The organism is Rhizobium sp. YTU87027 (assembly GCF_050644135.1).
Taxonomy (GTDB): Bacteria; Pseudomonadota; Alphaproteobacteria; order Rhizobiales; family Rhizobiaceae; genus Rhizobium.
In genome coordinates, this window is the sequence record NZ_CP098440.1 from 1,493,547 (window position 1) to 1,520,524 (window position 26,978).

The following is a 26,978-nucleotide window of genomic DNA, read 5'->3' on the forward strand; positions in this document are numbered from 1 at the left end:
TTTCTGCAACGAAATTCGAGCCGGCTAAATTCCGAACCACCATGTAGCGATGCCGAGAAAGGCAAAAAAGCCCGTGCAATCGGTCACCGTCGTGACAAAAACTGATGACGCAATGGCCGGGTCTGCTCCCACCTTATGCAACAGCAAAGGTAGCAGAATTCCGGCAAGGGCTGCCGCAAAGAGGTTGATAATCATCGCAGCGCCGATCACGAAGCCCAACTGGTAGTCGTGAAACCACGTGGCGGCGATGGCTCCCATGATGACCGAGAAGAGCGCGCCGTTGGCGATGCCGACGCCCGCCTCTCTGCGGATGATGCGGCCTGCGTTGTAGATATCGATGTCGCCGGTCGCCAATGCGCGGACAGTAACGGTCATCGTCTGCGTGCCCGCATTGCCGCCCATGGATGCCACGATCGGCATCAGCACGGCGAGCGCGATCATCTTCTCGATCGATTCGTCAAACAACCCAATAACGCTTGCAGACAGCAAGGCCGTTCCGAGGTTGATCACCAGCCAGAGAAAGCGAGAGCGGACGGTCGAGAAAACATTGTCCGACAGCTCTTCGTCGCCGACACCGCCCAGACGCTTGATGTCTTCGTCGGCTTCCTCATGAATGACGTCGACCACGTCATCGATCGTAAGCACACCGACCAGCCTGTCGTTCTCGTCGACAACGGCGGCGGAGAGAAGGTCGTACTGCTCAAAAAGCTGGGCGGCTTCTTCCTGGTCCATCTCCGCGGGGATCGGATGATTCGTCTCCCGCATGATGGATTCGATCTTTGTCTGCCGCTTGGTACGCAGGATCTTGTCCAGATCGACGGCACCCAACAGCCTGAATGTCGGGTCGATGACAAAGATCTGCGAGAAGGAGTACGGCAAGTCTTCCTCGTCGCGCATGTAGTCGATCGTCTGACCGACCGTCCAGAACGGTGGCACCGCGACGAATTCCGTCTGCATGCGGCGTCCAGCCGAGCTTTCCGGATAATCGAGCGCACGCCGCAGCCGCACGCGTTCGGTAAAGGGCAGCTGCGCAAGGATCTCCTCGCGGTCCTCGGTGTCGAGATCCTCGAGAATGTAGACAGCATCGTCCGAATCGAGTTCGCCGATAGCGGCGGCAATCTGCTCGTTCGGCAGCTGGTCGACGATCTCGCGACGAATCGTTTCGTCGACCTCGGTCAGCGCCGTCATGTCGAATTCGTCGCCAAGGAGACGAACAAGCGCGAGTCGCTGGTCTGGCTGCAGCGATTCGAGAAGATCGCCTATTTCGGATTCGTGCAGGCGGGCAACGTGCTGGCGCAGGAAGATCGTGTCGCGATCGGCGATGGCTGCGCCTACGAGCGCCAGAAAATCGCCTCGGACGTTGCCACTTTCGTCGTAGATGTCGGCGTCGCTGCTGTCTGGCCGCGGGCGGACGAGCTCTTCTGCGTCGTTCGTCATGATTTGCCGCCCTCGCATCCGGTTGAAGTTCAACGACTAAGCGTCGAAATATATGAGTTTGTGCTAGCCGAAACCTCATAGTCCGTCCAGCCGCAAACGCCTCGCGTGGATGACAATGCATGTGCGTAGCGATAGTTTCCGCGCAACTGAAATCAGGAACCCCGCCATTGGCCGTCCGCCCCATATTACAGTTCCCCGATGTCGGTCTTAGAACCGTTTGCGAGCCCGTCGACGCCTTTGACGAGCGATTGCGTGAACTCGCGGATGACCTGCTGGATACGATGCGGGCCGCGCCAGGGGTTGGCATCACCGCCGCGCATATCGGCGTCTTCCGTAGGCTCTTCGTGATAGAGCTGAGCCGTGGCAAGGACGTGCGTTTCTATGTCAATCCGGTGATCACTTTTGCTTCCGACGACACGATTCGCCATGTCGAAGGGAGCGTTTCAATGCCCGGAATGACCGACGAGGTAGTGCGGTCCAACGCCATTCGCGTTCGTTACCGCGACCTGAACGGCGCCGAGCACGAGGAAGAAGCGGAGGGTTTCCTCGCAGTCTGCATCCAGCACGAGATCGATCAGCTCGACGGCATCTTTTGGATACAGCGCCTCTCACGGCTCAAGCGCGAACGGTTGGCCAAACGCTGGGATAAGATGCGAACATAACCGTTATTTTTACAGAATTAATCTCGTTTTGATTGTGTAAATACGGAAGGCACGCCCTCTGGAATAAGAAACAAAGTTCCATCACGAAACGGTCAAATTAGGTCGCGGATCTGTGATTTCATTTGATAAAGCAGCAGCGCATGCGTGATATTTCGCCCACATTCTTGCCGCAATTCAAGCGCGAACTCATGGTTGCCGAGGGTTTGGTATCGTTGTTACTACAACGAAGAATTGAGGATATTTCCCATGCGCTTCAAATTTGCTGCCGCCGCTTCCATTCTCGCCCTCGGCCTGGCAAGTGCGGCCTTCGCCCAATCGCAGTATTCGAACGACTACAGTAACGACAGCGACGGGTTTGCGCCTGTCCAGATGACGCCGAAAAAGCCGGTTCACTACGTCAATCGCAAGGCACCGGAATATTCCGACGACTACACGAACGACAGCGACGGCTTTGCCCCGACGCGGACGTCTTCGTCCTTAGACAAAATGACGACCGCGAGCGTCAAGCCCCTGCCCGACTGCGACTACATGAAGACGAACTCCAGGGTGCATACAGCCGGCGGAGACAGCGGAGCTTCACACTCGGATGCCTGCCGCGACATCGGCGACAAATAGACGTCGACTGCAAGGGGTCGGTCATCCGGCCCTTTGCGCTTTCCTCGAGAGGGCTTTGGATCACCGATCATTGACAGTCTCGCCGAAGACCGATTCGAACGCCTGCCGAAGGCGGATGTCGACATCAGCCATCATGACTGGCAGGCCAAGATCGACGAGGCTCGTAACGCCATAGGCGGAAATCCCGCACGGAACGATTCCGCCGAAATGGTCGAGATCGGGTTCGACATTCAGCGATAGGCCATGAAAGGTCACCCACTTTCGTAGCCGGATGCCCAGCGCTGCAATCTTGTCTTCAGCCATGGTGCCATCGGGCAAAGGCGCTTTATCAGGTCTGCGCACCCAGACGCCCACACGGTCCTCGCGCCGCTCGCCGCGGACATTCATCGAATCAAGTGTACGAATGACCACCTCCTCGAGTGCGGCAACAAAGGCGCGCACGTCTTGGCGTCTGCGCTTCAGGTCGAGCATGACGTAAGCAACACGCTGCCCTGGCCCGTGGTATGTATATTCACCGCCGCGGCCGGTCGCGAAGACAGGAAACCGATCGGGTTGCACTAGGTCTTTGGCATCCGCGCTGGTTCCCGCCGTATAGAGAGGCGGATGTTCCACGAGCCAGACGAGTTCGTCGCCGCCGTCCGCGATCGCAGCGACCTCGTGCTCCATGTTTTCCACAGCCTCTTCGTAGGGCACGAGCCCGTCGGCGATGCGCCATCGGATCGGCCGCGAGCCTTCACGGGGCAACATGGAGAATTCGATATCTGTGCGTAGCATAGCCATTCCTTGTCGCTGCTGCGCCTAGGGCAGCGTTGCGAAGGTCTATATGGCCTCGTTTCAAGGGCGATTCAAATGCTGTGATTTCTTTTGAAAAAATCTGTCATATCGCCCTTGTGTACCCCAAACGCTTTTGCTACATGCTGCCCCGCCGGCACAAATCGGCACCTACCACGATGCGGTCGTGGCGGAATTGGTAGACGCGCAGCGTTGAGGTCGCTGTGGGGCAACCCGTGGAAGTTCGAGTCTTCTCGACCGCACCAACCATCCCTAGGATGGTTATCAAGAGTTCGGCTCTTCTCTTTCATCTTCGATCGGAGATATCCCAAGCGCGGTATTGGCTGGGACTTGTGGAATAGCCGTTCCTCGCCAGTATTGGCGTTCGCATGACCCCCGATTCGACCGAGGCTCGCTTCACGACTGCCGAGTGTGCGAACGTTCGCGTCCGCTATGCGCTGCTATGTCTGCAGTGCGTCTTCAACCCCTTCACCCCAACCGTGACTTTCTGTATAGCCCCTTGGACCGAATATAGAATCTCACCGATGCGCAATCCTCCCGAACACCAAAATCCTCTCCAGGGAATGGCTCTGATGGCGGGCGCCATGCTCGTGTTGCCGGCGATGGATGCAATCGCGAAATACATGGCGACATTCGAGGCGATGTCGCCGGGCCAGGTGACATTCTACCGCTTCTTCTTCCAGCTCGTCTGCACGCTGCCGTTTCTGTTCGTGATCTTCGGCCGCAAGGCACTGCACGCCAAACGCCCCTGGATGAATTTGTTGCGCGGGATCCTCCACGGTGCGGCGAGCTTGCTCTTCTTCGTTGCAGTGAAGTACATGCCGCTCGCGGACGTGTTCGCGATCTACTTCGTTGAACCCCTCATGCTTACTGCGCTGTCGGCAATTTTCCTCGGTGACAGGGTTGGATGGCGTCGGTGGATGGCGATTTTCGTTGGTTTTGGCGGTGCAATGATCGTCATCCAGCCGAGTTACGAAATCTTCGGCTTGAAAGCGCTCTTGCCTGTCCTTTGCGCCTTCCTGTACTCACTTTATCTCTTTCTGAACCGTGCGATCGGTGATGCCGATTCACCACTGACGATGCAGACGATGGCGGGCATCGGCGGTACTGCCTTCATGGCGGCGGCATTGATTGTGGGTAATGGACTCGGCATCGGTGATTTCCACCTCTCTTTACCCTCCTCTGCGTTGGCGCTCGCTCTGCTGCTGATTCTCGGCACGATTTCGGGCTACGCGCACATGGTCATCGTCCGCGCTTTTCGGCTGGCACCATTGTCGCTCCTTGCACCGTTCCAGTATTTCGAAATCATCTCCGCGACGGTGCTTGGCTACGCGCTGTTCGGCGACTTTCCGAACGCTTCGAAGTGGATCGGTATCCTGATCATCGTCGCTTCCGGTCTCTTCATCATCTGGCGGGAGCGCGTGCAGGCGCGATCGTTAAAAACGTCGTGATTGGGTGAGCGTGCCGTTAACAGTGCTTCTTGAGAGATCATCAATGCGCTCGCGGTAGAAGGGCCTTCGGCCTCATGATGAGGTTTGGAGACAAAAAATGAGCGAATTCCGTCTCGCTTTTCCGGCATGTGTGATTGCCGGGAAGCATCGGCTGACGGCCGAAGATATAAGTTTGCTGCGCAAGCATACCTTTCCGGAAGGCATCCGGACCGCGGACGACGTGGTCGCCATGCTGGCGCTGAACAATTCCTGCCCCGAAAAATGCCCTGAGTGGAGTTCCTTCTTTGTGGAGCAGCTCGCTGGTTTCATCGTCAACTACACTTACCCTCAAGGATCCCTCGACGAGATCAATGTGGCCTGGCTCATGCGCATGGTCGCGACAGATGGCGTGGTCAATTCGGCGCTAGAGCTTGAATTGGTTCTGCACGCAATGGAAATCTCCGCGAGCGTGCCGGATGACCTGCGCGCTTTCGCACTCGACCAACTGCGTCTTGCGCTGACAGAAAGCGTCGGCGGCTACAAGCTGTGTCGCGCAGTGGATCGAAAGGGCATCACGCGCCAGGATATCGACTACGTCATGCGGATTCTGCGCGGTGTCAGCGATGCCGGCGTCATCAATGCGCCGCCCCTCACCTGGAGTGTTATGATGCGGATCGCGGAGGAAACGCTGCCAGCCGCAAATCATCCGCGTTGGGCCGACATTCTCTCAGCGCTCCAGCTCGTGGACTACGCCGAGGCCCCGCGCCGCAGCCGGTGGCTCAGGATCGTCGATGACAGCTTCGGTGGCGAAACCGCGGTCGCCTGACACCCTCGGATATTCTTTCGGCTGATTGTGCGTCCCGGTGTTTATGCGTAAAACTCCGGAACGCATATTTTGGGTGGAGTCTCCATGTTCAAGAAAATCCTGATCGCGAATCGCGGCGAGATCGCTTGCCGCGTTATCAAGACCGCGCGCCGTATGGGAATTGCGACGGTAGCGGTCTATTCGGATGCTGATCGGGATGCACTCCACGTGGAAATGGCTGATGAGGCTGTTCATATTGGTCCCGCGGCAGCCGCCGAAAGCTACCTCGTCGCGGATAAGATCATCGCGGCCTGCAAGCAGACCGCCGCCGAAGCGGTCCATCCCGGCTACGGTTTTCTGTCCGAACGAGCGTCGTTTTGCGAGGCACTGGAAAAGGAAGGCATTGTCTTCATTGGTCCGAAGCCGAAGGCCATCATGGCGATGGGCGACAAGATCGAATCGAAGAAGTTTGCTAACGCTGCCAAGGTCTCGACCGTCCCCGGCTATCTCGGCGTGATCGAGGATGCCGGCCACGCGGAAAAGATCGCCGCCGAGATCGGCTATCCCGTTATGATCAAGGCGTCCGCCGGCGGCGGCGGCAAGGGCATGCGGATTGCGTGGAACGAAGTGGAGGTGCGCGACGGTTTCGACCGGGCACGTTCCGAGGCGAAGAGTTCCTTTGGTGACGACCGTGTCTTCATCGAAAAATACGTTGTCGAGCCCCGCCATATCGAGATTCAGGTGCTCGCCGACGCGCACGGCAACGTCATCTATCTCGGCGAACGCGAATGCTCGATTCAGCGCCGCAATCAAAAAGTCGTCGAAGAAGCCCCCTCGCCCTTCCTCGATGCCAACACCCGCGCAGCGATGGGTGAGCAATCGGTCGCGCTTGCCCGCGCCGTGGAATATCAAAGCGCCGGCACAGTCGAATTCATCGTCGATCGTGACCGCAATTTCTATTTTCTGGAAATGAACACGCGCCTGCAGGTCGAGCATCCGGTTACCGAGCTGGTGACCGGTATCGATCTGGTCGAGCAAATGATCCGCGTTGCAGCTGGCGAGAAGCTTCCGTTCGTGCAGGGCGACATAAGGCTGAACGGCTGGGCGATCGAGAGCCGGTTGTATGCCGAGGATCCCTATCGCAATTTTCTGCCCTCGATCGGTCGGCTGACGCGGTATCGCCCGCCTGCGGAAGGCAGGTCCGGAAGCGCCATCGTGCGCAATGACACCGGCGTCTTCGAGGGTGCCGAGATTTCGATGTACTACGACCCGATGATCGCGAAACTCTGCACCTGGGCACCGACGCGCCTGGAGGCGATCGAAGCGATGGGTGAGGCGCTCGACGGTTTCGTTGTCGATGGAATCGAACACAACGTCCCCTTTCTCGCCGCCCTGATGAAGCACCCCCGCTGGCGCGAGGGGCGCCTGTCGACCGGCTTCATCGCCGAGGAGTATCCGGATGGCTTTGCGCCGATGGTGCCCGATGCAGACCAGCAAGCGACTCTCGCGGCGGTCGCTCTTTCGGCCTCTCTCATCGAGGCCAGTCGTCGAGAGCGCTTCGCCGACCGCTTGCGCGCTCCCACCGGTGCGACCCGCGACGACTGGACTGTCAGGCTCGGTGACAGCTACGTTGATGCGCGTTTGGTTGACGGGCTGGTGACGATCCCGTTCGACATGGACATCGAGATCGGTGGCAGGATTTCCAACGTCGTCACCGACTGGAGACCCGGTGACGCCGTTTGGCACGGCAACGTCGCGGGCCAAAACGTGATTGCACAAATCCGCCCGATTCTTAACGGTCTCAGGCTGGACTGGCAGGGAATATCTCTGAAGGCCAAGGCGTTGACGCCGCGCCATGCCGCGCTCGATAAGCTGATGCCGGTGAAGCTTCCGCCCGATACGTCGAAGCTGTTGCTCTGCCCGATGCCCGGCCTCGTCGTTTCCATTGCCGTGGTCGAGGGCCAGGAAGTCAAAGCCGGTGAAACGCTTGCCGTGGTGGAAGCCATGAAAATGGAGAACGTACTGCGCGCGGAGCGCGATCTGGTCGTCGGTAAAATCAACGCCAAGCCCGGAGAGAGCCTTGCCGTTGATGCCGTCATTCTGGAATTTGCCTGACCAGCGCCCCGCCGCCTTTCCTGTCTCGCCGGTTAGGTTTTGTTAACGGCTGACTGCCTATCGTGGCTCGCCCGGCAGGATGCCGGGTGGAGGTAGCAAATGACGGCGCTGCAATCGGCGATCCTCTTGCTGGTCACAAATCTCGGCCTTCTTTGGCTTCTGATGCGCGTCCCGCTGGGACGTAGAACCATCTGCCTCAGCCGAACCTATCAATGCTCCCCCGACATACTCTGGAACGCGATGAATCCCGCTGGTTCGGAGGCGTCGTGGCACCACTCGGTCATCAGCAGTCGTGCGCTTGCTAATCGACGCGGTATCGTGGAGCAGACTTACCAGCATCTCGACAAGAACGGTGCGCCGTCGCGCCGACTGCTGGCGTTGGAACCGCTGCCATCGGTCGCGAAGAATGCCCAAGGATTCCAGGCTCGCATCATCGATGACAGCACGCTCGATCCCTCATTCTGGAACGATTACCGGGAGCGGCGCATCATTCGACCGACACCGGATGGTGCCCTGCTGGAGGTCGAGCAGACGGACAGATACCGCGGACTGGCTTTCCTCATGTTTCGCTATTTTGTTCTGCGCCGGGAAATGAAGGCGCTCGACGGGTGGTTGAAGACAGGCGAATCGCTGCCGCAGGGTCACTTTGAGCGACCGTGGGTCCAAGGCGGTCTTGCTGTGGTATCGACTCTGCTGCTCTGGCCCTTCTTTGGGCTAGATGCGGGTGGCCTGATGCTCTCGACCTTCCTGACGCTGGTCGTCGTGTTGCATGAATTGGGGCATATGGCGGCCTACCGCATGTTCGGTCATGCATCCGTCAGGATGATCTTTGTCCCGCTGCTTGGAGGCATCGCTATCGGCGGGAGGCCGTACCGCTCGCTGTTCGAGGTGGCAACCTGTGCGCTGATGGGCGCGGGAATGTCGGCCTTTGTGGTTCCAATTCTTGCGGTCGCCGCGCAGCTTTCGGATGCCGGCCTACTGCCCGTGGCGTCACGCGGACCTCTGCTCATTTTCATGTTGATCCTCGGCGCTTTCAACTTGCTGAACCTGCTGCCGATGCATCGTTTCGATGGAGGTCAGGTTCTTCGGCAGATCTTCCGTACGCGAAGGTCGCAGATTGCAGCCAGTTTTGTGGTGACGCTCTGCATTCTCGGCATTGGATTCGAGGTCGGTTTGCCCGCGAACATGCTGACGGCGGGCCTGCTCGTCTTCACGCTTGTCAGCCTCGTCAGTGGCGGCTCGGTGAAGCCGCGCCAGATGCTCGAAGAGATGAGGGATGGCGAGCGCATGCTGGTTGCCTTCGGTCTCTACGCGGCCATCGCAGTACACGGCTATGCCATTATTTTCGCAACTGAAAAGCTCTTTTGACGCAGGCCGTATAGCACCTGGCGCAATCAGTGTATTCGGAAGGGAAACTCATGGTCACGGACAGTTTTTCCTTGAGCCGTCCGCGCCGTGCGTGCAAAGGTCCGCGCTATCAAATCAGCAGGAGACACCTGACATGGACGTTCGCGCCGCCGTTGCCGTTGCCGCTGGCAAGCCGCTTGAAGTGATGACCGTTCAGCTGGAGGGACCGCGGGCCGGCGAAGTGCTGGTCGAGGTGAAGGCGACGGGCATCTGCCACACCGACGACTTCACGTTGTCGGGCGCCGATCCGGAAGGCCTGTTTCCGGCGATCCTCGGCCATGAGGGTGCCGGCATCGTCGTCGATGTCGGCCCGGGCGTGACCTCGGTGAAGAAGGGCGACCACGTCATTCCGCTCTATACGCCGGAATGCCGCGAATGCCCGTCCTGCCTGTCGCGCAAGACCAATCTGTGCACCGCCATCCGCTCAACGCAAGGGCAAGGCCTGATGCCGGACGGCACCTCGCGGTTTTCGATCGGCAAGGACAAGATCCATCACTACATGGGCTGCTCGACCTTCGCCAACTACACGGTGCTGCCGGAGATTGCCGTTGCCAAGGTCAATCCGGACGCCCCGTTCGACAAGATCTGCTATATCGGCTGCGGCGTCACCACCGGCATCGGCGCCGTCATCAACACCGCCAAGGTGGAGATCGGATCGACGGCCATCGTCTTCGGGCTTGGCGGCATCGGTTTGAACGTCATCCAGGGCCTCAGGCTTGCTGGCGCCGACATGATCATCGGCGTTGATTTGAACAACGACAAGAAGGCCTGGGGCGAGCGCTTCGGCATGACGCATTTCGTCAATCCGAAGGAGGTCGGTGACGACATCGTTCCCTACCTCGTCAACATGACGAAGCGCGGAGCCGACCAGATCGGCGGCGCCGACTACACCTTCGACTGCACCGGCAACACCAAGGTGATGCGCCAGGCGCTGGAAGCCAGCCATCGCGGCTGGGGCAAGTCGGTGGTCATCGGCGTTGCCGGCGCCGGCCAGGAGATCGCCACCCGCCCCTTCCAGCTGGTCACCGGCCGCTCCTGGATGGGCACTGCCTTCGGCGGCGCCCGCGGCCGCACCGACGTCCCAAAGATCGTCGACTGGTACATGCAGGGCAAGATCGAGATCGACCCGATGATCACCCACACCCTGGCCCTCGAAGACATCAACAAGGGCTTCGAACTCATGCATTCCGGCGAAAGCATCAGAAGCGTGGTACTGTATTGAGGAAAAGACGACGGAATGCGGCGCGACTTTGAAATGGCCTGCGGCTTTTTCGCAAATTGATCCTGATTTGGGAGCCGTGGGCAGCTGAGGAGGAGGAGCTGAACATGCCAAGTCAAGTATCGATACACCCCGCCCTCGACGGCGGGGTGAAGAAAGGCCAGGCCAGTTTCAACGGCGGCACGCTCGTCTGTGCCTGCACTGACCGTCCGGTGAAAGTCGCGATCAAGGGCGCCATCGCTCACAATCATGCCTGCGGCTGCACGAAATGCTGGAAGCCGAAGGGAGCGGCTTTTTCAATTGTTGCGGTGACCCCGCACGAAAACGTCGCGGTGCTGGAGAATGGCAACAAGCTTCAGGTCGTCGATCCGGATGCACTGATCCGGCGCCACGCCTGCAAGGCCTGCGGCGTTCACATGTACGGGCCGGTGGAGCGCGAACATGCATTCAAAGGGCTCGACTTCATCCATCCGGAGCGCTTTCAGGAAGGTGGGTGGCCGGAGCCAACATTCGCGGCCTTCGTCTCGTCGATCATCGAATCGGGTACCCCGCCTTCGGCGATGGCAGGCGTCCGCGGTCGCCTGAACGAACTTGGTCTCATGCCCTATGATTGCCTGAACCCGACGCTGATGGATGTCATCGCAACCTGGGTGGCGAAGAAGGCAGGCACGCTGAAAGAGGCCTGACATCTTGAACGCATGGCAGCCGTCGGACTATGAGACCCGAACGAACCGCCGCTACGCGCCCCTCAGGGCCGCGTAGCGTTCCAGCCAAAGATTGAAATTCATGATTTATGTCGATGCAGACGCCTGCCCCGTGAAGCCGGAAATCCTCAAGGTCGCCGAGCGCCACGGCATCGAAGTGACCTTTGTCGCAAATTCGGGTCTGCGCCCCTCGCGCGACCCGATGGTGCATAACATCATTGTCTCGGCCTCCTTTGATGCCGCCGACAACTGGATTGCCGAGCATGCCGGCGTCGGTGACGTGGTCGTCACCGCGGACGTGCCACTTGCGGTGCGCTGTGTGGCGACCGGCGCGCTTGTTAGCGGCCCGACGGGCCGGGTCTTCGACGACACGAATATCGGAATGGCGAGTGCCATGCGCGATCTCGGCGCTCACCTGAGAGAGACCGGCGAAAGCAAGGGCTACAATGCAGCCTTCGGCCCGAAGGATCGCTCCCGCTTCCTCGAAACCTTCGATCGCCTGTGCCGCCGGGCCAAGGCGCTTACTCCAAGAATGGACGAAAGAGAATGAACATCATTTCACAGACAACCGCCTTCGGCGGCATGCAGGGCGTTTTCGCGCACGAATCCGACGCCTGCAAGTGCGATATGACTTTTGCTGTTTTCGTTCCGCCAAAAGCAATCAAGGAGCCCTGCCCGGTTGTCTGGTATCTCTCAGGTTTAACCTGCACGCATGCGAACGTCATGGAAAAGGGTGAGTATCGGCGTATGGCTGCCGAGCTCGGCCTGATTATCGTCTGCCCGGACACAAGCCCGCGCGGTAATGACGTACCGGATGAACTCACCAACTGGCAGATGGGCAAGGGCGCCGGCTTCTATCTTGATGCGACCGAAGAGCCTTGGTCGGAAAATTACCAGATGTACACCTACATCACCGAAGAGCTTCCGGCCTATGTCAGCCAACATTTCCGCATGGATATGACGCGCCAGGGCATCTTTGGTCACTCGATGGGTGGTCATGGCGCCATGACCATCGCGCTCAGGAACCCGGACCGTTTCAGGAGCTGCTCGGCCTTTGCGCCGATCGTGGAGCCCTCCACCGCGGACTGGTCAGCACCGGCGTTTGAGAAGTACTTGGGCACCGACCGCGCTGCGTGGCGCAAATACGATGCCTGTGCCTTGGTAAGTGACGGCGCACGTTTTCCTGAGTTCCTGATCGACCAGGGGAAGGCTGATGGTTTCCTGGAGAACGGGCTGCGTCCCTGGCTGTTCGAAGACGCCGTGAAAGATACTGATATCAAGGTCACGCTGCGCATGCATGAGCGCTATGACCATTCCTACTACTTCATCTCAACCTTCATGGATGATCACCTGAGGTGGCACGCCGAGCGACTTGCCTAAGGCCGCAAGAAACGGGTGGTAGCTGCGCTATGACGTTTCCTACCTGAGTTGAACCGTTTCGAAGTCCTGGGCATCTGATTTGCGCCTGGTGCGTTGGAACGTTCTCGCTCTCAGGATGGAGATTACGATGACATGGCTTCTGCTTGTTCTTGCCGGACTTTTCGAATGCGGCTGGGCGATCGGTTTGAAATACACCGATGGCTTTACGCGCCCGATACCAACGGCTTTGACCGCCGTTTCCATGGTCATCAGCGTTTTGCTGCTGGGCATCGCCGTCAAGACGCTGCCGATCGGGACGGCCTACGCGGTTTGGACCGGTATCGGCAGTGTTGGCACCGTTTTGCTCGGCATCTGGCTGCTCGGTGACGCCGCCACTGCCCCACGTCTGCTCTGCATTTCAATGATTGTCGCCGGGATCGCCGGCTTGAAGGCTACTGCGTGAGCCGCAGCCGTGGCCGGCAAAGCCGACCACGGCACTGTGTCTATTAGGCGGTCGCCTTGCGCCGGTCGATCGACAGGGCGCCAGGTCCGGCGAAGAAGATGAACAGGAAAATGAAGCTGAACAGGATTGCCGCTTCGCCACCGTTCAGTGCCGGCCAGAATGCCTTTGATCCGTGCGCCATGAAATAGGCGACGGCCATCTGGCCCGAGAGGATGAAGGCGACTGGTCGCGTAAACAGGCCGATCAGCACGAGAAGGCCACCGACCACTTCGAGCAAAGCGGCGACCAGCAGCAAGGGCGGCAAGGGCCCCTCCATCTGCGCGGCCGGGAACGCGAAAAGCTTCATCGTCCCGTGTTCGATAAACAGCAGCGCTGCAATGACCCGCAGGGCGGCAAGCGCGTAGGGCTGATATGCGCTCAGTCGTTCCATGTAAACTCTCCTTTTGAGTAAAGACAGCGGAGCGTTAGCTGCTTCGCCAAAAGGAAAGAAGACACGGATCGCTGACGGGCGATCACTTCTTCTTGATTTTCCTCAGCTTTCCCCAATCTAATCTCCTCAAAGCGGAATATTGTCGTGCTTCTTCCAGGGATTGCTCAGGTCTTTGTTGCGAAGCATCTTGAGGCCGCGTGCCAGCCTCCTGCGCGTAGAGTGCGGCATGATCACTTCATCCACGTAGCCTCGCTCGGCGGCCACGAATGGTGAAAGGAACCGGTCCTCATACATCTTTGTGTGCGCAGCGATCTTTTCGGGATCGGCAACATCCTTCCGGAAGATGATCTCGACTGCACCCTTGGCGCCCATGACCGCGATCTGAGCCGTCGGCCAGGCATAGTTCAGGTCACCCCTCAGATGCTTGGACGCCATGACGTCGTAAGCGCCGCCGAATGCCTTGCGCGTGATGACGGTGAGCTTCGGCACCGTCGCCTCCGCATAGGCGAACAACAGCTTTGCACCGTGCTTGATCAGTCCGCCATACTCCTGGGCGGTTCCCGGCAGGAAGCCGGGCACGTCCACGAACGTCACGATCGGAATGCTGAAGCAGTCGCAGAAGCGGACGAACCGTGCCGCCTTTCGCGACGCATCGCTATCGAGCACGCCGGCCAGCACCATTGGCTGGTTTGCCACGAAACCGACGGTCGAGCCCTCGATCCGACCAAAGCCGCAGACGATGTTCTTGGCGAAGCTCGCCTGGATCTCGAAGAAATCCCCCTCATCCACTGTCTTAAGGATCAATTCTTTGATGTCGTATGGCTTATTCGCATTTGCAGGCACCAGCGTATCTAGCGATGCATCAATATCTGTCACCGACTGGTAACATTCGATTTCCGGAACTGGCGAAGTGTTCGACTGCGGCAAGAGGTCAATCAGTCTGCGAACCTGCAGCAATGCCTCGACATCATTGTCGTAGGCGCCGTCGGCAATCGAGGATTTGGTCGTATGCACCGAGGCGCCGCCGAGTTCTTCGGCGGTGACCGTCTCATTGGTGACTGTCTTCACCACATCCGGGCCGGTCACGAACATGTAGGACGTGTCGCGGACCATGAAGATGAAATCAGTCATTGCCGGTGAATAGACGTCGCCGCCGGCGCACGGTCCCATGATGACGGAGATCTGTGGAATGACACCGGATGCGAGCACATTGCGCTGAAACACCTCGGCGTAGCCGCCAAGCGCGGCAACGCCTTCCTGGATACGGGCGCCGCCCGCATCATAAATGCCGATGATCGGCGCCCTGTTCTTGAGCGCCATATCCTGCACCTTCATGATCTTCTCAGCATGTGCCTCAGAGAGCGAACCGCCGAACACCGTGAAGTCCTTGGCGAAGACGAAGACCGTTCGTCCATTCACGGTTCCCCAGCCGGTGACCACGCCGTCGCCGGCAATCCGCGTCTTGTCCATGCCGAAGTCACTCGATCGATGTTCGACGAACATGTCGAACTCCTCGAAGGAGTCTTCGTCTAGGAAAAGATCGATGCGCTCACGTGCGGTCAGCTTGCCGCGCTGGTGCTGCGCGTCGATACGCGCCTTGCCGCCACCGAGCCTTGCAATTCCCCGGCGACGTTCGAGTTCTTCAAGAATTTCCTTCATCGATACTCCTTGCCGCGGATATCGCGGCCGGTTCAAGCGCGTCCGGCGCTTAGCGAGAAAGCGGAACGAATGCGGGCCGCGATGTCTTCGGCAAGGATTTCGTCGGCAGCCGTGGGACTGTTGGAGAAGCTTGTGACCTCGAACGAGCTAACGGCAATGACTGATCCGTCTTCGACCGAAGCGGCATCGATGCTGACCTTCGCGACATTCCGGCTCTTTTCGATACCCTGGCCCTTTTCGACGGAAAGGATCCGTATCGTCAGCACGACGCGTGGGTAGACGTCAGTCCGCACCGTGGCGTTGATCGCGGAATTTACCCGATCGCCAACACCGGCAAGGATTGCCGGCGGTATCTTCTGCGGGCTGACAACAACGGCGCTTCGCACGTCATAGACAGGAGCCTGTTGCTCCTTCGTGTAGAGCGAGCATGACGCCAAGACGATGCAGGTAAAAACAACCGGAAAAATGCACGACTTGAGCCAGTTCATTCAAGAAAATCCGCATCCGCCTCCAATAGAGTCGCAGATTTTCGCGATAACCGGCATCAACGCAATATGTTTCAGGCCTTCAGGGCTAAAAAAACGTCAGTGGCGGCTTTGAAATCTTCGAAACGCTTTTCCCGGCGCTCCTCCGCTTCTTCATCGCTTCCCCAATGCTCGATCGTCCAGTCTTCGTCGAGATGGGCGAGCGACCAAACTTCCTTGGCCGATAGCACGCGTTCGGCAAAGGCAAGCGCCAGCAGCGCCGAGCCTGTCAATGTCGTGATGGTATGCAGGGCGGCGAGGACCGTAGCGTTGTCGTGCGGCCTCAATGCCGCAGAAAATGCCGCAATGGCTTCCGGTGGCTGATCGTGATGCATCACGCCTTCGATCAGAATGAAGCGCGCGCCGAGCGAATTGGCGGCCCAGTCGAGCACCGGATCCCAAAGTTCTCTCTGACGCTCGACGAGCTCCTGCGGTGCATCGGCGCGATAGCAGAGAAGATCGCTCGAGGAGAAACGTAGAATGTCTTCAAAGACTGCCTGCGTGTCGGTTGCAACACCATCGATCGCGGTATTGACGAGCCGTGTCGCCGGCATTGTCGCGGGGTCGATGAGTTCGGCCTGCGCCTCCCACTCCCGCACGAGAAGTTCCGCAACGGCTTTCGTCGCGACAACAAGCAGGTTGCGGGCCGGCGTTCGGATTGCCTTGCCGTCCAGTTCGATAGAAAAGCCCTCGTCGAGCTCCCTGATCGTGGCCGTCTTGTAGAAGCGTTTCGGCAATGGCTTCTTCATCTGGATCTGGGCGCGACGGATTGGATCCGGATGACTCAATCCTTCTGTTAGGTCGTTCAACAGATCACGCATGCGTCACCTCAGGAAAAGTGCTTCAGAATATCGCTCGGGTGGCGAACAATACTGTCGGCACCCGCAGTCACCAGGTCGTCCACGCTGGCATAGCCCCAACTCACGCCCACGGCTTTCGCGCCGGCGGCTTTCGCCATCTGCATATCGTAGACGGCATCGCCGATGACAATGGCATCGGCGGGTTTCATGCTGGTCTCGCTGCAGCACTCCATTACCATAGCTGGATGCGGCTTCGATGGGCAGTCGTCTGCGGTCCGTGAAACGACAAAATGTGGTGCAAGACCATGTTTTTCGAGAATGTGGATAAGACCGCGACGCGATTTGCCGGTTACCGCGCCGATCAGAATGTCATCGTTTCGCGCCAATTCATCGATCAGCGGCTTGATGCCGTTAAAGAGCGGCACGTCCATTCCATGTTCGTCGCGGACACCGGTATAGATGGCCCTGTAGTGGGCCGTCATCGCGATCGCTTCATCGTCGACATGAGGCTTTCCGCGCATCCGCGCGATCGCGATATCCAGCGTCAGTCCGATGATCGACTTCGTCACCGAGACATCGGGTCTGTCATAGCCGAAATGCACGAACGTCCTCGCCATCACCTCGTGGATCAGCGCGGCGCTGTCCACCAGCGTTCCGTCGCAATCGAAAAGTGCCAGTTTCATTCGTGGTCGGCTCCGTCGGCGGAGTTTTCATCAAATCCCAACAGGTTCCAGGTCTGGACCATATGCGGAGGCAGCGGCGCGGTTATGCGCAGCCGTCCGCCGGATGGATGCGGGATATCGATATGACGTGCGTGCAGGTGCAGTCGCTTTTGAACGCCGCCGGGAAAATCCCAGTTAGGATCGTCGTCGAAATACTTAGGGTCGCCAATGATCGGGTGACCAATATGAAGGGCATGGACGCGAAGCTGATGCGTACGGCCGGTATAGGGCTCCATTTCGAGCCAGGCGAGGCGCTGCGCCGCCGTCTCAATGACACGGTAGTACGAAACGGCGTGGTCGGCACCCTCCTCCCCGTGTTTGGCGATCCGCATGCGGTCGCCGTCCGGCGTTGCTTCCTTGACGAGCCAGGTGGAGATCTTGTCCTCGTGCTTGCGCGGGACGCCCTTAACCAGCGACCAGTAGGTCTTCTTGGTATCGCGCTCACGAAAGGCGGCTGTGAGTTTTTGTGCAGCGCCGCGGGTACGTGCCACGACGAGCACACCCGATGTGTCTCGGTCCAGACGGTGCACCAGACGTGGCTTCTCGCCCTTCGGACTGGTCCAGGCTTCAAGCATCTTGTCGATGTGACGCGTCACGCCCGAGCCGCCCTGCACCGCGAGGCCGGCGGGCTTGTTGAGGACGATGACCTTGTCGTCTTCGTGCAGCACCATCCGCGACAACAGTTCGAAATCGCCGGAGTGCTTCAGATCGCGGCCAGCGATGGGTCCGGTTTTCGCTTTGGCGTCAACATCAAGCGGTGGTACGCGCACCATCTGTCCAGGCTGCACGCGGCTGTCACTCTTCACACGCCCACCGTCAACGCGGACCTGCCCGGATCGGAGAAGCTTCTGAAGTGGGCCGAAACCGAGACCCGGGAAGTGCACCTTGAACCAGCGATCGAGCCGCATGCCCGCCTCATCCGGCTCCACCTTTATGTGTTCGATACCCGCCATACGTCATCTTTCGGAAAATGGTCTTCCGCGCGCCGCGCGGACTTTGCGGCTGGCTTTAGAGCATTTTCGCTGAAAACGGAAACCGTAATCTCACAAGATCGCGCGCATAAGCGCCAGTCCCCCGATCACACCGGCCATCGACAGGCCGACGCTCGCGACGATGTAGAGGGCGCCGGATAGCGCCGCGCCACGCTCAAAGAGTGTAATTGCATCGAGCGAGAATGAGGAGAAGGTCGTCAGACCGCCGAGGAAGCCGGTGATCAGCAGCAAGCGCAATTCCGGCGATGCGTCGAAGCGTCGAATGATCATTTCCGCGAATATGCCAATGATGAAGCAGCCGACAATATTGACGGTCAATGTTCCCCAGGGAAAGGCCGGGCCTGCGAGCCTGAGAGCCCACTGGCCGACGTAGTATCTAAGGACGGAACCGATTGCGCCGCCGACGGCGACAAGTATGGCCTGAATCATGAGTCGTCTCTGTTTTCCGTGCCGGAAATTCCGATTATCTCCGGAGAAGATCAAGATGCATAAAATGCCAGCGGTTAATTTAGCCAGTTGAGAACATGGGGTGCCTTAGTGTTAGCGTATGACAGTCTTGGTAGGCACCATAGCCGCGAGCACCGCAGCCGCGGCGTTTGAAACGCTCCGGATTCCGCAGCGCGTGTCCGCGAGCACGGCAGCCAAGGAAGCTCGCCGCGCTGCCGACCGCCAGACCAGGGCGGCCAGCGGCCAGGATGTCGAGGAACCCTCCAACATCATTCAATCGACCGAAGTTGCGTTGGATCTCATGACGATGGGGCAAAAGCAGCCGCAGGCTGGATTAAAACAGGCTTTGGAGCTCTACAGCGACAGCTGAGCATCGCCCTCCTCCCATCTCCGTAGCCGCCGATCCTTAAAAGCGCGACAAAAATTTGTTTGGCGGCGACATTCCCCCTTGCCAAGTATAGCCATGGCCAGATAATTGCCCTCGACCTTGTTGGGAGAAGCTGGTCATCTGCGATCAGTGCCGAAGGAGCAACCGCCCCGGAAACTCTCAGGCCAAAGGACCAGCAAGGGGCAGACGGAACTCTGGAGAGAAGCGTTCTCGAAACGCTCGCCGAAGGGATAACAATCTCAGGCAAAGGGACAGAGGGGGCTCGAAATGCAAGGCGCAACTGCGTCTGAAGATTTGAGCCCGCGCATGGAATTCCAGGCGCAAACCCCGGAGGCGTCGTTGGACGATACTGCTGCCCTCAAGAAAACCCCGCTTCACGCGCTGCATCTGTCGCTTGGCGCCCGCATGGTTCCCTTTGCAGGCTATGACATGCCCGTGCAATATCCGGCCGGTGTGATGAAGGAGCACATCCAGACCCGTACGTCCGCCGGTCTATTCGACGTGTCCCATATGGGCCAAGTCGTCATCAAGGCGAAATCGGGCAAGTACGAAGACGCGGCCCTTGCGCTCGAAAGCCTCGTTCCGGTGGATATTCTCGGCCTCGCGGAAGGTCGCCAACGCTACGGTTTCTTCACCGACGAGAATGGCGGCATCCTTGACGACCTGATGATCACCCATCTCGACGATCACCTGTTCGTTGTCGTCAATGCCGCCTGCAAGGACGCTGACCTTTCTCACCTTCAAAAGCATCTTGGTGATACCTGCGATATCACGCTGCTCGACCGCGCACTCATTGCCCTGCAGGGACCGCGCGCCGTTGAAGTGCTTGCGGAACTCTGGGCCGATGTCGCCGCGATGAAGTTCATGGATGTTCGCCATTGCCGACTGCACGACGTTTCCTGTCTTGTCTCGCGCTCCGGCTATAGCGGCGAGGACGGTTTCGAAATCTCGATTCCGGCGGATAAGGCCGAAGATGTCGCCAGGCGGTTGCTTGAGCATCCGGATGTCGAGCCCATCGGCCTTGGTGCGCGTGACAGCCTGCGCCTCGAAGCCGGCCTTTGCCTCTACGGCAACGACATCGACACCACCACAACGCCTGTGGAAGCAGCGCTCGAATGGGGCATGCAGAAGACCCGCAAGACCGGCGGCGCCCGTGCCGGCGGTTTCCCCGGCGCAGACCGCATTTTGATCGAACTTGAAAGGGGTACAGCCCGCCGCCGCGTCGGCTTGAAGCCCGAAGGCAAGGCCCCGGTTCGTGGCCACTCCAAGCTTTTTGCGGATTCCGAGGGCAAGACCGAGATCGGCGAAGTGACTTCGGGCGGCTTCGGCCCATCCGTCGAACACCCCGTCGCAATGGGCTATGTCACGGTCGCCCAGGCAGCCGTTGGCACACAAATCTACGCTGAAGTGCGCGGCAAGTTTCTGCCCGTCACCGTCAGTACCCTCCCCTTTATTACGCCAACCTACAAACGCTGAAACATTTTTCCGGAGAGAACAATCATGCTGAAGTTTACCGAAGAACACGAGTGGCTGAAGATTGAAGGCGGCGTTGCGACGGTTGGGATTACGACCTACGCCGTTGAACAGCTCGGTGACCTCGTCTTCGTCGAATTGCCGGAAGTCGGCGCCACCTTCTCCAAGAATGGCAATGCCGCGACCGTCGAATCCGTGAAGGCCGCTTCCGACGTCTATTGTCCGCTGGACGGCGAAATCACCGAAGTGAACCCCGCTATCGTCGCCGATCCATCGCTGGTCAATTCCGATCCTCAGGGCGCCGGCTGGTTCTTCAAGCTGAAGCTTGCAAATGCCGCTGATGTCGATCGCCTGCTCGATGAGGCGGCCTACAAGGAGCTCACTGCGTAATGACGACGCCGACCGAATTCCAGTTTACCGACTACCAGCCCTACGACTTCGCCAACCGTCGCCACATCGGCCCGTCGCCGGCCGAAATGACGGATATGCTGAAGGTGATCGGCTACGGCAGCCTCGACGGGCTGATCGACGCCACCGTCCCGCCCTCCATCCGCCAGAAGGCACCGCTCGTCTGGGGCGCGCCGATGACGGAGCGCGAGGCGCTCGACAAGCTGCGCGAGACCGCCAACAAGAACAAGGTTCTCGTCTCGCTGATCGGTCAGGGCTACTACGGCACGATTACGCCGCCTGTTATCCAGCGCACGATCCTGGAAAACCCGGCCTGGTACACGGCCTACACGCCCTACCAGCCCGAAATCAGCCAGGGTCGCCTCGAGGCGCTCCTGAACTACCAGACGATGATCTGCGACCTGACCGGTCTCGACGTCGCCAACGCCTCGCTGCTCGACGAAGCGACTGCTGCTGCCGAAGGCATGGCCATGGCCGAGCGCGTCTCGAAGTCGAAGTCGAAGGCCTTCTTCGTTGATGCCGCCTGCCATCCGCAGACGATCGAGCTGATCAAGACCCGCGCGGAACCGCTCGGCTGGAGTGTCATCGTCGGCAACCCCTTCACCGATCTCGATCCGGTCGATGTCTTCGGCGCGATCTTCCAGTATCCGGGCACGCACGGCCATGTGCATGATTTCACCAGCCTGATTTCACGCCTGCACCAGACCGGCGCCATCGCCATCGTCGCTGCTGACATTCTGGCTCTGACGCTGCTGAAGTCGCCCGGCGAGATGGGCGCCGACATTGCCATCGGCTCGTCGCAGCGCTTCGGCGTTCCCGTCGGCTACGGCGGCCCGCATGCGGCCTACATGTCCGTCAAGGACGCGCATAAGCGCTCCATGCCCGGCCGTCTCGTCGGCGTTTCCGTCGATGCCCGCGGCAACCGCGCCTATCGCCTGTCGCTGCAAACCCGCGAACAGCATATCCGCCGCGAAAAGGCGACGTCGAACATCTGCACCGCGCAGGTGCTACTCGCCGTCATGGCCTCGATGTACGCCGTCTTCCACGGCCCGAAGGGCATCAAGGCGATCGCACAGCAGGTCCACCAGAAGGCCGTGCTGATGGCCAAGGGCCTTGAGAAGCTCGGCTATACGATCGAGCCCGCGACCTTCTTCGACACCATCACCGTCGATGTCGGCCACATGCAGGGGGTTATCCTGCGCGCGGCAGTCGCCGAGGGCGTCAACCTGCGCAAGGTCGGCGCCACTAAGATCGGCATGAGCCTCGACGAGCGCACCCGCCCGGCGACGCTGGAAGCCGTCTGGCGCGCCTTCGGCGGCAACTTCGCCGTCGCCGAGTTCGAGCCGAGCTATCGTCTGCCGAAGGGCCTCGCCCGTACCAGCGAGTACCTGACGCATCCGATCTTCCACATGAACCGCGCCGAAAGCGAGATGACCCGCTACATCCGCCGGCTGTCCGACCGCGATCTGGCGCTTGACCGCGCGATGATCCCACTCGGCTCCTGCACGATGAAGCTGAACGCGACAGCGGAAATGCTGCCCATCACATGGCCTGAGTTCTCGGATATTCATCCATACGTTCCAGCCGATCAGGCGCTCGGCTATCGCGAGATGATCGATGACCTGACAGAGAAGCTCTGCGCCGTAACTGGCTATGATGCCTTCTCCATGCAGCCGAATTCCGGTGCGCAGGGCGAATATGCCGGCCTGCTGACGATCCGCAACTATCATATCGCCAATGGCAACGGTCACCGCGATGTCTGCCTCATCCCGACCTCCGCGCACGGCACCAACCCTGCCTCAGCACAGATGGCCGGCATGAAGGTCGTTGTCGTCAAGGTTCGCGAGAACGGCGATATCGATATGGATGATTTCCGCGCTAAGGCGGAGCAGTATGCGGAAAACCTCTCCTGCTGCATGATCACCTACCCCTCGACGCACGGCGTCTTCGAGGAAACCGTCAAGGAAATCTGCGACCTCGTGCACAGCAAGGGCGGCCAGGTCTATCTCGACGGTGCCAACATGAACGCCATGGTCGGTTTGTCTCGCCCCGGTGACATCGGCTCAGACGTCTCCCACCTCAACCTGCACAAGACCTTCTGCATCCCGCACGGCGGCGGCGGTCCCGGCATGGGCCCGATCGGCGTCAAGTCGCATCTGGCGCCATACCTTCCCGGCCACCCAGAAACCGACGGTCGTTCTGGTGCCGTTTCGGCGGCCGCTTTCGGCTCGGCTTCTATCCTGCCTATCTCCTGGAGCTACTGCCTGATGATGGGCGGCGAAGGCCTGACGCAGGCGACGAAGGTTGCGATCCTTAACGCCAACTACATCGCCGCCCGCCTGAAGGGCGCCTATGACGTGCTCTACAAGTCCGAGGCCGGCCGCGTGGCGCACGAATGTATCATCGACACTCGCCCGTTGGTCGACAGCGCGGGTGTCACCGTCGACGACGTCGCCAAGCGTCTGATCGACTGCGGCTTCCACGCCCCGACGATGAGCTGGCCGGTTGCCGGCACGCTGATGATCGAACCGACGGAGTCGGAAACCAAAGCCGAACTCGACCGCTTCTGCGAGGCGATGCTGGCGATCCGCCAGGAAGCCAGGGACATCGAGGAAGGCCGTTCCGATCGGGCCAACAACCCGCTGAAGAACGCCCCGCACACGGTCGAAGACCTCGTTGGCGAATGGGATCGTCCCTACTCCCGCGAACAGGCGTGCTTTCCGCCCGGCGCCTTCCGCGTCGACAAGTACTGGTCGCCGGTCAACCGCGTCGACAACGTCTTCGGCGACCGCAACCTGGTGTGCACCTGCCCGCCGGTTGAGAGTTACGCCGAAGCTGCGGAGTAACATCCGAATGGCCTTCCCTTTTCAGGGAGGGCCGTTTCCCACATACACTGGAAATGAGGTAGGCGCGGATGCCAAAGGACGACAGCGATTCTGTGATGCAGGCTCCGTGGCCGAAGCCGGTTCTGCTCGCTCTTGAAGAGCCCGGAAAATACGTGACCATCGCGACCACGCAGGCAGCCTCCTGGGCTATGATCGAGGACTGGCCGACCGAAGACGGTGCGGCACTCGACAAGGCACTCCTGGTCTGCGCCGACGTCATCAAGGGCAAGCGCACCAACGAGGATGCGCGACGTGCCTTCATCGAAGCGGCCGTCGAAGCAGGCATCGACATCAAGAGCTGACTAAGTCGTCGCACCGGCGCAGCCTTCCCAGCCTGAGGATTCGTTCGCCATGCCCTGTGGCGAGCGCGCGTGATCTGTTTTTTCACCTCGACCCGTCTTACTGATTGGCGCGTGACAGTGTCAGCAATCGCGTGAAGATCGTCGCCTCAGCTTGGGAACATGATGACTTACTCTACCACTCTCAATCCGCTTCGCCACTACAGCACGCGACGAGTTGGCCCCTATTTCAGGCGTGAGTTCGAACGGGTCGGCGCCCGACCGCCAAGGGTTCGCATTAGCTATGCCGATGCTGGCAATCCCCCCCGAGATGTTCGGATCGAGCGGCATGGGCAACAGTTCACGCTTGTTCTCGAAAGCGCCGCGACACGGTGGTTTTCCGGACACATGCGGTATAAGGTTTGCAGCTTTGCCTATTGGCTTAGCCTGTGCCCGCCAGAGGTGAGGCAGATCACCGTCAACGCCACTGATGGCCAGGCGGTCTCCAACGCACGGTTTGCTGCGTCGGTGCGATTTCCTCATCATGTGGGCTTGCCAGATCCGCATTTCTTTCAGCATGACGGCTTTGCTGCCGAAATGGAACGCGGGAGGACCGCGCCGCGCTGGGAGGACCGCTCGAACGACATCGTCTGGCGTGGGGGCATGAATGGATGTGGCTGGGCGAGCTTTGCGCGGGAAGACATCGACAATCCCGCCGTCCTGCAGAGGATTCGCATGGTCATGCAGCTTAGGGACATGGCGGGATTAGACGTCCGATTCGTCGATCTCCATCCGAGTGCGGACGAGTATGAGACACTGGCGCACAGGCAAAAGTTCCTGGGTCAGCCAATTCCGGCACAGAGCTGGCTTGGGCGCAAGTTCGCGATCGATATCGACGGGTTCACCAACACATGGTCGAACCTCCTGGTTCGCATGCTCTATGGATGCTGCGTTCTCAAGGTCCAGTCACAATTCGGCTTTCGCCAGTGGTACTATGACGAACTCAGGCCATTCGAACACTATGTGCCGGTGGCTGCCGACATGTCGGACTTCCGCGAGAAGGTCGACTGGGTGCGCAGCAACCAAATGGAGGCCAAGGCCATCGCGGAGCGCGGTCAGGCGCTGGCGCGTACGCTCACTTTCGCAACCCAGGCTCGGCGCGCTGCCGACCTTATCGAAGAACACTGGGACCGGAGATAATCCGCCTAAACGACCGCCAGTACCGGCGTCGCACGAACGGATTTGAAGTGGGCAATCGTGCGCATCAGGCCTTCGCGGAGCGGGACACTTGGCGTCCAGTTCAAAAGCCGCCTCGCCTTGTCGACATCCGGCAACCGCTGACGCGGATCGTCAACGGGAAGCGGACGATGGACGATCCTCGAATTGGAGTCGGTCAATTCGAGGACAAGGTCCGCCAACTGGCGGATCGTGTACTCTTCGGGATTTCCAAGATTGATGGGGCCGGTAATATCCGGAAGACTGCTCATCATGGCCATCAGACCCACCACCAGATCATCCACGTAGCAAAACGACCGCGTCTGTGTTCCGTCGCCATAGATGGTGATGTCGTCGCCCGACAATGCCTGAATGATGAAATTTGCGACAACTCTCCCATCGGCGGGATGCATGTGGGGACCATAGGTATTGAAAATGCGTACGACCTTGATCGGCAGGCCGAACTGGCGGCAATAGTCGAAAAATAATGTCTCGGCGCTCCGCTTTCCCTCGTCGTAGCAGGCTCGCGGGCCGATCGGATTGACGTTGCCCCAATAGGTTTCCGATTGCGGATGGACATGCGGATCGCCGTAAACCTCCGATGTCGACGCCTGCAGCACCGGGATATTCCTGAGTCGAGCCAGCTCGAGCACGTTGAGCGCTCCGACGACGCTCGTCTTCAGCGTCGCGATCGGGTCGGCCTGATAATGGACCGGCGAGGCTGGGCACGCCAGGTTGTAGATTTGGTCAACCTCGAGGCTCACGGCCTCGTTCACGTCGTGGGTCAGCAGTCCGAAGGCGGGGTTATTGAGCAATTCCGCGATATTGTGCATGGAACCGGTCGCGAAATTGTCCATGCAGACAACCTGATGCCCTCTCTGGAGCAACTTTTTGCAAAGATGTGTGCCCACGAAGCCGGCGCCGCCGGTAACAAGGATGCGTTGACTCATAATGCCTTGCGCTTGTTTGTGACGTTGCACGCCTATCGCGAATTGGATCTGCCTTCAAGGGAGCCAGACAAGGCCGCACGCTAGAGAAGCGAGTAGGCCGCAGAGGCGAGCGCAGCGAGGCCGAAGAGTATCAGCAGGTAGCTTGTTCCCCGCACGACCTTTGCTGTGAAATCTCTTGGCAATTTGTCCCTGGCAAAGCTAACCGTACCGCTCAAAAAGAACCACCAGGCCAGCGACCCGCTGAAAACACCACCGACGATGACAGCAGAGCTAAATCGTCGTGTCTCCTCTGTCAGCCCGAAACCGGCAAACAGCGCGCCGAAGGAGAGTATGGTGGCGGGATTAGAGACCGTCAGCAAGAACGTTGCAAGCGTTGTGCCCATCAGACCCGCCGCCCCCACATTTGCTGCCCGGACCGGATCGTGCGTGAGCCCACGATAGCCCAGCGCGAGGAGCAATAAGCCTCCACCAATCGCCAGAGGCAGCGTTGCTGCCGACATGGTCTGCTCGAAGACCGCGATGCCGGTTACAGCTACCAGCGCATAACTGGCATCACCGAGCGCAGTTCCGAGGCCACAGGAAAAACCGGCGGTAAAGCCGCGCTCCAGGGTACGTTTGATACAGAGCATTCCAATCGGACCCAGTGGCGCGGTGATGATGACACCCAGCAGAGCGCCCTTCGCAAACAGCAGTAGCATTGTTCAGTCGGTTCCTTTCCGTAGGAGACAATCCTGCGGACTTTTCGAAAGAGAGCCCTTAGAGCGCCATCGCGATGAGGTAAAATAAAAAAGGCCGCCGA

The 26,978-nt window shown here is 59.5% G+C and carries 28 protein-coding genes, 1 tRNA gene and 1 riboswitch; of the genes, 18 read left to right on the plus strand and 11 right to left on the minus strand.

The window, feature by feature from the left end; all coding sequences use genetic code 11:
• Positions 1–24: 24 nt before the first annotated feature.
• The gene (gene mgtE, locus NBG89_RS07600) at positions 25–1,437 is read right to left on the minus strand and encodes a magnesium transporter (RefSeq protein ID WP_088692814.1); all 1,413 of its coding nucleotides are present in this window, start codon (positions 1,435–1,437) and stop codon (positions 25–27) included.
• A gap of 167 nt (positions 1,438–1,604) precedes the next feature.
• Between mgtE and NBG89_RS07605 the strand changes: the two genes are divergently transcribed.
• Positions 1,605–2,099, plus strand: coding sequence for a peptide deformylase (locus NBG89_RS07605; protein ID WP_431322306.1), 495 nt, complete (start codon positions 1,605–1,607; stop codon positions 2,097–2,099).
• A gap of 246 nt (positions 2,100–2,345) precedes the next feature.
• Complete coding sequence (locus NBG89_RS07610; RefSeq protein WP_431322307.1) at positions 2,346–2,714, plus strand: hypothetical protein; 369 nt, start codon at positions 2,346–2,348, stop codon at positions 2,712–2,714.
• Positions 2,715–2,774: 60 nt separating this feature from the next.
• Here NBG89_RS07610 and lipB read toward each other — a convergent pair whose 3' ends face one another.
• A complete protein-coding gene (lipB, locus tag NBG89_RS07615) occupies positions 2,775–3,494 on the minus strand; it encodes a lipoyl(octanoyl) transferase LipB (RefSeq protein ID WP_088704228.1) in 720 nt (239 codons plus the stop codon).
• Between the two features lie 172 nt (positions 3,495–3,666).
• Here lipB and NBG89_RS07620 point away from each other — a divergent pair.
• From NBG89_RS07620 to sugE, 10 genes are all read left to right on the plus strand, one after another.
• A tRNA-Leu gene (locus tag NBG89_RS07620) sits at positions 3,667–3,751 on the plus strand.
• A gap of 327 nt (positions 3,752–4,078) precedes the next feature.
• Positions 4,079–4,957 (plus strand): DMT family transporter, encoded by an 879-nt coding sequence (locus NBG89_RS07625; RefSeq protein ID WP_431322308.1) that lies wholly within the window; start codon positions 4,079–4,081, stop codon positions 4,955–4,957.
• Between the two features lie 97 nt (positions 4,958–5,054).
• The gene (locus NBG89_RS07630; RefSeq protein WP_431322309.1) at positions 5,055–5,762 is read left to right on the plus strand and encodes a hypothetical protein; all 708 of its coding nucleotides are present in this window, start codon (positions 5,055–5,057) and stop codon (positions 5,760–5,762) included.
• A gap of 84 nt (positions 5,763–5,846) precedes the next feature.
• A complete protein-coding gene (locus NBG89_RS07635; RefSeq protein WP_431322310.1) occupies positions 5,847–7,856 on the plus strand; it encodes an acetyl-CoA carboxylase biotin carboxylase subunit in 2,010 nt (669 codons plus the stop codon).
• 99 nt (positions 7,857–7,955) lie between these two features.
• Positions 7,956–9,224, plus strand: a complete 1,269-nt coding sequence (locus tag NBG89_RS07640; RefSeq protein ID WP_431322311.1) for a hypothetical protein — start codon at positions 7,956–7,958, stop codon at positions 9,222–9,224.
• Positions 9,225–9,357: 133 nt separating this feature from the next.
• Positions 9,358–10,485 (plus strand): S-(hydroxymethyl)glutathione dehydrogenase/class III alcohol dehydrogenase, encoded by a 1,128-nt coding sequence (locus NBG89_RS07645; protein ID WP_431322312.1) that lies wholly within the window; start codon positions 9,358–9,360, stop codon positions 10,483–10,485.
• Positions 10,486–10,589: 104 nt separating this feature from the next.
• Positions 10,590–11,168, plus strand: coding sequence for an S-(hydroxymethyl)glutathione synthase (gene gfa, locus NBG89_RS07650; protein ID WP_431322313.1), 579 nt, complete (start codon positions 10,590–10,592; stop codon positions 11,166–11,168).
• Between the two features lie 100 nt (positions 11,169–11,268).
• On the plus strand, positions 11,269–11,736 hold the full coding sequence (locus NBG89_RS07655; RefSeq protein ID WP_431322314.1) for a YaiI/YqxD family protein: 468 nt from the start codon (positions 11,269–11,271) through the stop codon (positions 11,734–11,736).
• A complete protein-coding gene (fghA, locus tag NBG89_RS07660) occupies positions 11,733–12,566 on the plus strand; it encodes an S-formylglutathione hydrolase (protein WP_431322315.1) in 834 nt (277 codons plus the stop codon). Before NBG89_RS07655 ends, fghA begins: the two co-directional genes overlap by 4 nt.
• A 127-nt stretch (positions 12,567–12,693) precedes the next feature.
• The gene (gene sugE / locus NBG89_RS07665) at positions 12,694–13,008 is read left to right on the plus strand and encodes a quaternary ammonium compound efflux SMR transporter SugE (protein ID WP_431322316.1); all 315 of its coding nucleotides are present in this window, start codon (positions 12,694–12,696) and stop codon (positions 13,006–13,008) included.
• 43 nt (positions 13,009–13,051) lie between these two features.
• Here sugE and NBG89_RS07670 read toward each other — a convergent pair whose 3' ends face one another.
• The 7 genes from NBG89_RS07670 to crcB all read right to left on the minus strand — a co-directional run bounded on the left by NBG89_RS07670 (position 13,052) and on the right by crcB (position 18,564).
• Positions 13,052–13,438, minus strand: a complete 387-nt coding sequence (locus tag NBG89_RS07670; RefSeq protein ID WP_431322317.1) for a DoxX family protein — start codon at positions 13,436–13,438, stop codon at positions 13,052–13,054.
• A 126-nt stretch (positions 13,439–13,564) separates the two neighbouring features.
• Positions 13,565–15,097, minus strand: a complete 1,533-nt coding sequence (locus tag NBG89_RS07675; protein WP_431322318.1) for an acyl-CoA carboxylase subunit beta — start codon at positions 15,095–15,097, stop codon at positions 13,565–13,567.
• A gap of 32 nt (positions 15,098–15,129) precedes the next feature.
• A complete protein-coding gene (locus NBG89_RS07680; protein ID WP_431322319.1) occupies positions 15,130–15,585 on the minus strand; it encodes a hypothetical protein in 456 nt (151 codons plus the stop codon).
• A gap of 71 nt (positions 15,586–15,656) precedes the next feature.
• Positions 15,657–16,442, minus strand: coding sequence for an ATP12 family chaperone protein (locus tag NBG89_RS07685; RefSeq protein ID WP_431322320.1), 786 nt, complete (start codon positions 16,440–16,442; stop codon positions 15,657–15,659).
• Between the two features lie 8 nt (positions 16,443–16,450).
• Positions 16,451–17,104: an HAD-IA family hydrolase gene (locus tag NBG89_RS07690; protein WP_431322321.1), complete on the minus strand. Its 654-nt coding sequence runs from the start codon at positions 17,102–17,104 to the stop codon at positions 16,451–16,453.
• Entirely contained in the window at positions 17,101–18,096 is a 996-nt protein-coding gene (locus NBG89_RS07695; RefSeq protein WP_431322322.1) for an RluA family pseudouridine synthase, read from the minus strand. The genes NBG89_RS07690 and NBG89_RS07695 overlap by 4 nt, the downstream gene beginning before the upstream one ends.
• Before the next feature lie 90 nt (positions 18,097–18,186).
• A complete protein-coding gene (crcB, locus tag NBG89_RS07700) occupies positions 18,187–18,564 on the minus strand; it encodes a fluoride efflux transporter CrcB (RefSeq protein ID WP_431322323.1) in 378 nt (125 codons plus the stop codon).
• A 118-nt stretch (positions 18,565–18,682) separates the two neighbouring features.
• Between crcB and NBG89_RS07705 the strand changes: the two genes are divergently transcribed.
• From NBG89_RS07705 to NBG89_RS07730, 6 genes are all read left to right on the plus strand, one after another.
• Positions 18,683–18,952: a hypothetical protein gene (locus NBG89_RS07705; RefSeq protein WP_088694211.1), complete on the plus strand. Its 270-nt coding sequence runs from the start codon at positions 18,683–18,685 to the stop codon at positions 18,950–18,952.
• Between the two features lie 111 nt (positions 18,953–19,063).
• Positions 19,064–19,155, plus strand: a riboswitch (glycine riboswitch).
• A 154-nt stretch (positions 19,156–19,309) separates the two neighbouring features.
• Positions 19,310–20,446 (plus strand): glycine cleavage system aminomethyltransferase GcvT, encoded by a 1,137-nt coding sequence (gene gcvT, locus NBG89_RS07710; RefSeq protein ID WP_431322324.1) that lies wholly within the window; start codon positions 19,310–19,312, stop codon positions 20,444–20,446.
• Positions 20,447–20,470: 24 nt separating this feature from the next.
• On the plus strand, positions 20,471–20,833 hold the full coding sequence (gcvH, locus tag NBG89_RS07715) for a glycine cleavage system protein GcvH (RefSeq protein WP_431322325.1): 363 nt from the start codon (positions 20,471–20,473) through the stop codon (positions 20,831–20,833).
• On the plus strand, positions 20,833–23,697 hold the full coding sequence (gene gcvP / locus NBG89_RS07720) for an aminomethyl-transferring glycine dehydrogenase (RefSeq protein ID WP_431322326.1): 2,865 nt from the start codon (positions 20,833–20,835) through the stop codon (positions 23,695–23,697). The genes gcvH and gcvP overlap by 1 nt, the downstream gene beginning before the upstream one ends.
• A 95-nt stretch (positions 23,698–23,792) precedes the next feature.
• Entirely contained in the window at positions 23,793–24,038 is a 246-nt protein-coding gene (locus NBG89_RS07725; protein WP_431322630.1) for a DUF982 domain-containing protein, read from the plus strand.
• Between the two features lie 159 nt (positions 24,039–24,197).
• Entirely contained in the window at positions 24,198–25,214 is a 1,017-nt protein-coding gene (locus NBG89_RS07730) for a glycosyl transferase family 90 (protein ID WP_431322327.1), read from the plus strand.
• A gap of 5 nt (positions 25,215–25,219) precedes the next feature.
• Here the strand turns inward: NBG89_RS07730 and NBG89_RS07735 are convergent, their stop codons facing one another.
• On the minus strand, positions 25,220–26,179 hold the full coding sequence (locus tag NBG89_RS07735) for a UDP-glucuronic acid decarboxylase family protein (RefSeq protein ID WP_431322328.1): 960 nt from the start codon (positions 26,177–26,179) through the stop codon (positions 25,220–25,222).
• Positions 26,180–26,259: 80 nt separating this feature from the next.
• A complete protein-coding gene (locus tag NBG89_RS07740; protein ID WP_431322329.1) occupies positions 26,260–26,877 on the minus strand; it encodes a LysE family translocator in 618 nt (205 codons plus the stop codon).
• Between the last annotated feature and the right edge of the window lie 101 nt (positions 26,878–26,978).

Coding starts and splice junctions, on each gene's coding strand:
- mgtE (WP_088692814.1), bottom strand. CDS start 1,437: ATGACGAACGACGCAGAAGAGCTCGTCCGCCCGCGGCCAGACAGCAGC.
- NBG89_RS07610 (WP_431322307.1), top strand. CDS start 2,346: ATGCGCTTCAAATTTGCTGCCGCCGCTTCCATTCTCGCCCTCGGCCTG.
- lipB (WP_088704228.1), bottom strand. CDS start 3,494: ATGGCTATGCTACGCACAGATATCGAATTCTCCATGTTGCCCCGTGAA.
- NBG89_RS07625 (WP_431322308.1), top strand. CDS start 4,079: ATGGCGGGCGCCATGCTCGTGTTGCCGGCGATGGATGCAATCGCGAAA.
- NBG89_RS07630 (WP_431322309.1), top strand. CDS start 5,055: ATGAGCGAATTCCGTCTCGCTTTTCCGGCATGTGTGATTGCCGGGAAG.
- NBG89_RS07635 (WP_431322310.1), top strand. CDS start 5,847: ATGTTCAAGAAAATCCTGATCGCGAATCGCGGCGAGATCGCTTGCCGC.
- NBG89_RS07640 (WP_431322311.1), top strand. CDS start 7,956: ATGACGGCGCTGCAATCGGCGATCCTCTTGCTGGTCACAAATCTCGGC.
- NBG89_RS07645 (WP_431322312.1), top strand. CDS start 9,358: ATGGACGTTCGCGCCGCCGTTGCCGTTGCCGCTGGCAAGCCGCTTGAA.
- gfa (WP_431322313.1), top strand. CDS start 10,590: ATGCCAAGTCAAGTATCGATACACCCCGCCCTCGACGGCGGGGTGAAG.
- NBG89_RS07655 (WP_431322314.1), top strand. CDS start 11,269: ATGATTTATGTCGATGCAGACGCCTGCCCCGTGAAGCCGGAAATCCTC.
- fghA (WP_431322315.1), top strand. CDS start 11,733: ATGAACATCATTTCACAGACAACCGCCTTCGGCGGCATGCAGGGCGTT.
- sugE (WP_431322316.1), top strand. CDS start 12,694: ATGACATGGCTTCTGCTTGTTCTTGCCGGACTTTTCGAATGCGGCTGG.
- NBG89_RS07670 (WP_431322317.1), bottom strand. CDS start 13,438: ATGGAACGACTGAGCGCATATCAGCCCTACGCGCTTGCCGCCCTGCGG.
- NBG89_RS07675 (WP_431322318.1), bottom strand. CDS start 15,097: ATGAAGGAAATTCTTGAAGAACTCGAACGTCGCCGGGGAATTGCAAGG.
- NBG89_RS07680 (WP_431322319.1), bottom strand. CDS start 15,585: ATGAACTGGCTCAAGTCGTGCATTTTTCCGGTTGTTTTTACCTGCATC.
- NBG89_RS07685 (WP_431322320.1), bottom strand. CDS start 16,442: ATGCGTGATCTGTTGAACGACCTAACAGAAGGATTGAGTCATCCGGAT.
- NBG89_RS07690 (WP_431322321.1), bottom strand. CDS start 17,104: ATGAAACTGGCACTTTTCGATTGCGACGGAACGCTGGTGGACAGCGCC.
- NBG89_RS07695 (WP_431322322.1), bottom strand. CDS start 18,096: ATGGCGGGTATCGAACACATAAAGGTGGAGCCGGATGAGGCGGGCATG.
- crcB (WP_431322323.1), bottom strand. CDS start 18,564: ATGATTCAGGCCATACTTGTCGCCGTCGGCGGCGCAATCGGTTCCGTC.
- NBG89_RS07705 (WP_088694211.1), top strand. CDS start 18,683: ATGACAGTCTTGGTAGGCACCATAGCCGCGAGCACCGCAGCCGCGGCG.
- gcvH (WP_431322325.1), top strand. CDS start 20,471: ATGCTGAAGTTTACCGAAGAACACGAGTGGCTGAAGATTGAAGGCGGC.
- gcvP (WP_431322326.1), top strand. CDS start 20,833: ATGACGACGCCGACCGAATTCCAGTTTACCGACTACCAGCCCTACGAC.
- NBG89_RS07725 (WP_431322630.1), top strand. CDS start 23,793: ATGCAGGCTCCGTGGCCGAAGCCGGTTCTGCTCGCTCTTGAAGAGCCC.
- NBG89_RS07730 (WP_431322327.1), top strand. CDS start 24,198: ATGATGACTTACTCTACCACTCTCAATCCGCTTCGCCACTACAGCACG.
- NBG89_RS07735 (WP_431322328.1), bottom strand. CDS start 26,179: ATGAGTCAACGCATCCTTGTTACCGGCGGCGCCGGCTTCGTGGGCACA.
- NBG89_RS07740 (WP_431322329.1), bottom strand. CDS start 26,877: ATGCTACTGCTGTTTGCGAAGGGCGCTCTGCTGGGTGTCATCATCACC.